This is a genomic window from Methanosphaera sp., from assembly GCF_016282985.1.
GTDB lineage: Archaea > Methanobacteriota > Methanobacteria > Methanobacteriales > Methanobacteriaceae > Methanosphaera.
Genome location: NZ_JAEELZ010000027.1, coordinates 1 through 4,792, shown reverse-complemented (window position 1 = coordinate 4,792; position 4,792 = coordinate 1). Strand labels below are relative to the sequence as shown.

The following is a 4,792-nucleotide window of genomic DNA, read 5'->3' as shown; positions in this document are numbered from 1 at the left end:
TGCGTGTTAACGATGACGAAGCGGCAGACAGAACAGGCCGCACGCGATACGAGGATCTGTCTGCGACAGATGATCGATGTAGAGGTATATTACCTTACGGGGTCAAAGAGAACCGGATATGGGACACGGCGGGCGAAACCCCGTAAGGCTCAGAGAGTGATCCTCGCCCATGGTTGTATCGAGATCGTATGATAAAATTGTGCCGCAAGATATGAACTGTCGGGGAATTCGGAACCCTGGGCGGGCCTCTTGCGGCTGACTGCTGATACTGCGCCGCCCATGCGGAGTATTGTGTCGAGAGATATTAATCTTGTCCCGGTACGGAGAATGTCACGGGGGAAACCAAGCAAAACCCCAGGCGGAGCCCCGTACCGGGATGGTGACTACCAAGATGGCCTCCGCCTGAATGAATATCGACGTGATGGTATATTAAGATCAGGATACGGACGGAGAGGGCTCACCCGTCCGGCAGCCCCGGAGGAACCAACACTTGAAGACAACCATGTGACAGGCCGAGGCTGCAATATGATCATCGAGGGGTGGGTTCTTTAATCATTTGATGGTCAATCTTAACGATCGTTTATTGAATTTACAGAATTGAGATTGTAAATCGTAATCAGTAGCCAGACATATTTTCGGTTTACGAATTCACAAAATTTACAGGAATTTTCCTATATATTACTTTTTTTTCTACTATCTTTTATACAAATTCCTTGTAAACTATGTAAATATGTAAACTATCCCTAAAATATTATAATATATGGGGCTCGGTTTACAATCGGTTTACAGAAAACAAAACCTAGATTTATATATATTTTAAACAATGGAGATGTAACGCTCGGATGTGAGGTGCTTCTGGGGCCATATTGGACGCACACATCCGAGCTTCTTATCTTCTCGCAACCTATAAATATCGATCACCGCAATCACCTCAACATGGCCCCAATCGACGTTATACACAAGCCAAACTCTGCCGAACTTTCGAGACATCTCTTCGACGACATCCGCGTCAGACTCAACACGGATGTGAAGGCTCAGATAGCTGCGAACCCCCTCAAGGGAATATCCGAGAACATCGATGATATCATGCCCCCGGGTATGGCCGAGTCATATAGGTATAATCTTTTAAAGAGACAGATCGAAAGCAACTGGAGTGATCCGAACAAGTTTGAGAGTGTGTCGGACACGGACTTCTCCAAGTTCGCCCTGACGCTCAAGGCGACATTGGCAGAGAACAATCTCAAACCGATCGCCAAGGATGACATCCGCGACATCTACAATAACTTGACCCGCTGCAATGAAGTAGATCCGTGGTATGATTACATCTCTTCCATCAAATGGGACGGGAGGCACCGCGTAAGGACATGGTTCATCAACGGGTTAGGCGCCAGTATCCCTTCCCTCAAGGATGAGGACTCGGATTATCTTGTGGAAGAGGTCACGCAGGCATGGTTCGTAGGCGCGGTGCTCAGAAGCAGAAGGATGCAGAAGTTCGAGACTGTACCGATCCTCATGAGCCCCAGACAAGGTATCGGTAAGACCACTTTCGTCCAATACACTGCATTATATGGTGTGGACGAATCATGGTACGCGTCCACCACCCGCGATATCGACGATCAGCAGAAGTTCTTTGAATCCATCGCCGGTGCCAAGATCATCGAATGGGGTGAAGCAAAGCAGTTCAAGAGAGACGATGCCGAAGCGATGAAAGCATTCATCTCACAAGAGGCAGATAAATACCGTGCACCGTATGCTCCCGCACCCACTACCAACCAGCGTAGGTGGGTACCGATCATCACCACCAATGAGAATACCCTTTTCTCGGACACGACCGGCAGCAGACGTTTCATCCCATTCGTCTGCAATCCCGACAAGATCACACACAAGATCTATTATCATGAGATGAACACCCCTGAGAACAGGTATGAGGTAGAGCAAGTATGGGCGGAAGCCCTGTATCTGGCCAATAATGGAGCTCTTGCCTGTATCTCACCGAGGGCAGAGGAGCTTGCGAGGACACCTCAGAAGCTATTCACCAAGGCCAATGACTTTTTCGATGAACTCTATGCCATACTTGATGAAGAGCACCCTGAGATCGGTGATTTCGTCTCCAATGTGGAGCTGAAGAAGTACGAACAGGAACTCTTCGCATTGTTCCCGGAGATGAAGAATCGTGCAGTTACGTCTACACACATCCTCAATCACAATCCCGGGGAGTGGGCGGCACACACCACAGCTCAGAAGAAAGCGAGCAGAGCGACCGGTGAGATGATCAAAACGACCGTTCGCGGGATCAGACGTGTGCAGAAATCACCCAGGGTGACGTACAACAATCTGTTGGATGAACAATGATATGATGAAACATCTGCTGGCACATCAGGTATATGCACTGGAATGCATGAAATGCACCGATAATCTGGGCATATTCTACTCTCCAGGCACCGGGAAGACCGCGATAGCCCTCTCCTGGAGTCTGGATGCCTTGAAATCAGGCAAAATAGACAATGTTCTGGTGATCTGCCCGGCCAGTTTGGTCGATAATTGGGCCCTGGATATAGCTGAATTCACTGATTTTGACCATGTTTCAGAGGCCGATGTGGCCCTTCTGAAGGCCAAAATAACAGTCGTTTCCTATCAAAAAACATATAAAATGAGCAAAAAAGAGGTGAAACACAGGGATGGATACACCTCTTCAAGCAAGGAATATGCCCTCAGGGACGAGGTAGACAGGCATTGGGGGGCCATTTTCGTCGATGAGAGCCATAAATTGGGCAATCACAAGTCCATTCAGACGCTTACATGCCTGAAATTGGCCAAAATGGCGGATAATAGGTTCGTAATGACCGGTACACCCGTCTCCGGAAGCACCAAAACGGGCGGGGAGGACCTCCAAAAGCTCTATGGACAGCTAAAATTCCTAAATAACGGCGTCTGGCGCAATTGGACGGACTTCACATCACGTTTCGTCACATCCTGGAGCAAATTCTACCAGCCTTTGGCCTACAAAGTGGAAGAATTACACTCTTTGATGAAAGAAATGGCCATTTCCATGCGTCTGGAGGACTGTTATGACATTCCAGAGACCACTTTGACTAAGATCCCGTGCAAAATAAGCGAGAAGAAGGCATATTTTGACATAAAAGCAGGCAAAAGGATCGATTATGACATCGAGATCAAGGCTGCAGGGGGGCAATATAACAAATTATTGCAGCTTTGCAGCGGTCATCTCATCACCAACCACGGCACAAGGGTGATGAATTGCTCTAAAGATGATGCTTTGGAGGAGATCTTAGACGGAACCGACGATAAAGTGGTCATATTCTGCCGTTTCACCGCCTCGATCGACCGTGTGAAGGGCATCTGTGAGAAGAAAAAACTCAGGACAGTGGTCTATGACGGCCGTTCTATGGGGCCGACATGGCCGATCTTCCGCGATGGCAAGGCAGATGTGATTGTCGCACAGTATGCGGCCGGCGGACCGGGACTGAATCTGCAGATATCATCGACGATGGTGATGTATGAGCCTTGTTTCAGTACGTTGGATTGGGATCAGGCCACGTCGAGGATCAGAAGGATAGGTCAGAGAAAGGTCTGCAGATACCTTCTGCTCACCACACCCGACACCATCGAAGCACAGGTCTATGACAGCGTCCTGAATGGTATCTCGGTGACCGAAGACATGCTCAAAAGATGGACACTTAACAACGATATATGATCAAATCATAGATTATATATACAATCAATACATACATGATGTGAGGACACAACATGACAGATACTACTATACAGTATGTGAAGGATGAGGCTATGGCAGCCCTCTACTCAAAGATCAGCAATCTTCGTGCAACCATCACGAAATGCGATTGGACCAAGGATAAGAGGATGGTCGGAATCGCCACGTACCCTTACCTCTCGGTCGGAAAGGTCAAACAGAACTTCGCACCCCTCTTCGCGAAAGCCGGATTGGAGATCGACATGTCATATGGAGAACCGAGACAGCTCGAAATGGTCGAGACACGCACCTCTAGAATGCAGCACTGGCTCATTGAGCTGCGTGTATCATTCGTCGATGTCGAGACAGGTGCGAGGACATGGCCCATGTCATACTGGGGCGAAGGTACTGATCCCCTCGACAAAGGTCTGAGGAAGGCAATGACCGCTGCGATCAAATCATGGCTGACAGATCTGTTCTGTATCGAGGAAGGTATCGATCCCGAGCTCAACGGAAGCGACGAATCGGCATCATTCAACCCCAAGGCGAATGAGCCAGAGATCAAATCCAAGATCGCTGATGCCGCCGTCAAACCCAAAGCACCGGCCCCCAAGCCCAAGAAGGCAGAGGAGCCTGTGAAAGCAGAGGAACCTGTGAAGACAGAGATTGAGGCGACCAAAGAGGAGGCAGAAGAAGTCGCAAAGGCTCTCAAAGAAGCCTATACAGCACCGCCTGCCCCCAAGAAGCCTGCAGCCCCTAAGGTCAAGAAGGAAGAGCCCGCAAAGCCCGCGGAACCGACCCCTGCAGCGCAGGACAAGCCCACAGTCTATGCACAGCCCGGTCTCAACACAGGATACAAGGTCGCAGGTGTTCAGGAGAAGCCCATCAGGAAGATCATCGATGCATGGGATGCAGCATTCGATGCCGGAAAGATCACCGCTGACAGGTACAACGAGATGGCCGCCGCATGCAATGCCATAGCGGACAACCGCGCTGTGATGCAGTTCATCGTCAAATATCGCAAGGTAGAATGAGATGCCGCCGAGAAAATACAAGGAACCACAGTGCGCCTTCAAATTG

Annotated in this window: 3 protein-coding genes; all 3 read left to right on the top strand. The window is 49.4% G+C overall.

Annotated elements, in window-relative coordinates:
• The first annotated feature begins 936 nt into the window (after window positions 1-936).
• Genes QZZ11_RS01385 through QZZ11_RS01375 form a run of 3 tightly spaced genes read left to right on the top strand, consistent with a single transcriptional unit; the run spans window position 937 to window position 4,746 of the window.
• A complete protein-coding gene (locus QZZ11_RS01385) occupies window positions 937-2,352 on the top strand; it encodes a VapE domain-containing protein (RefSeq protein WP_292472845.1) in 1,416 nt (471 codons plus the stop codon).
• Entirely contained in the window at window positions 2,342-3,715 is a 1,374-nt protein-coding gene (locus QZZ11_RS01380; protein ID WP_292472843.1) for a DEAD/DEAH box helicase, read from the top strand. Before QZZ11_RS01385 ends, QZZ11_RS01380 begins: the two co-directional genes overlap by 11 nt.
• 53 nt (window positions 3,716-3,768) lie before the next feature.
• A complete protein-coding gene (locus tag QZZ11_RS01375) occupies window positions 3,769-4,746 on the top strand; it encodes an ERF family protein (protein WP_292472841.1) in 978 nt (325 codons plus the stop codon).
• Window positions 4,747-4,792 lie beyond the last annotated feature (46 nt).

Coding starts and splice junctions, on each gene's coding strand:
- QZZ11_RS01385 (WP_292472845.1), top strand. CDS start 937: ATGGCCCCAATCGACGTTATACACAAGCCAAACTCTGCCGAACTTTCG.
- QZZ11_RS01380 (WP_292472843.1), top strand. CDS start 2,342: ATGAACAATGATATGATGAAACATCTGCTGGCACATCAGGTATATGCA.
- QZZ11_RS01375 (WP_292472841.1), top strand. CDS start 3,769: ATGACAGATACTACTATACAGTATGTGAAGGATGAGGCTATGGCAGCC.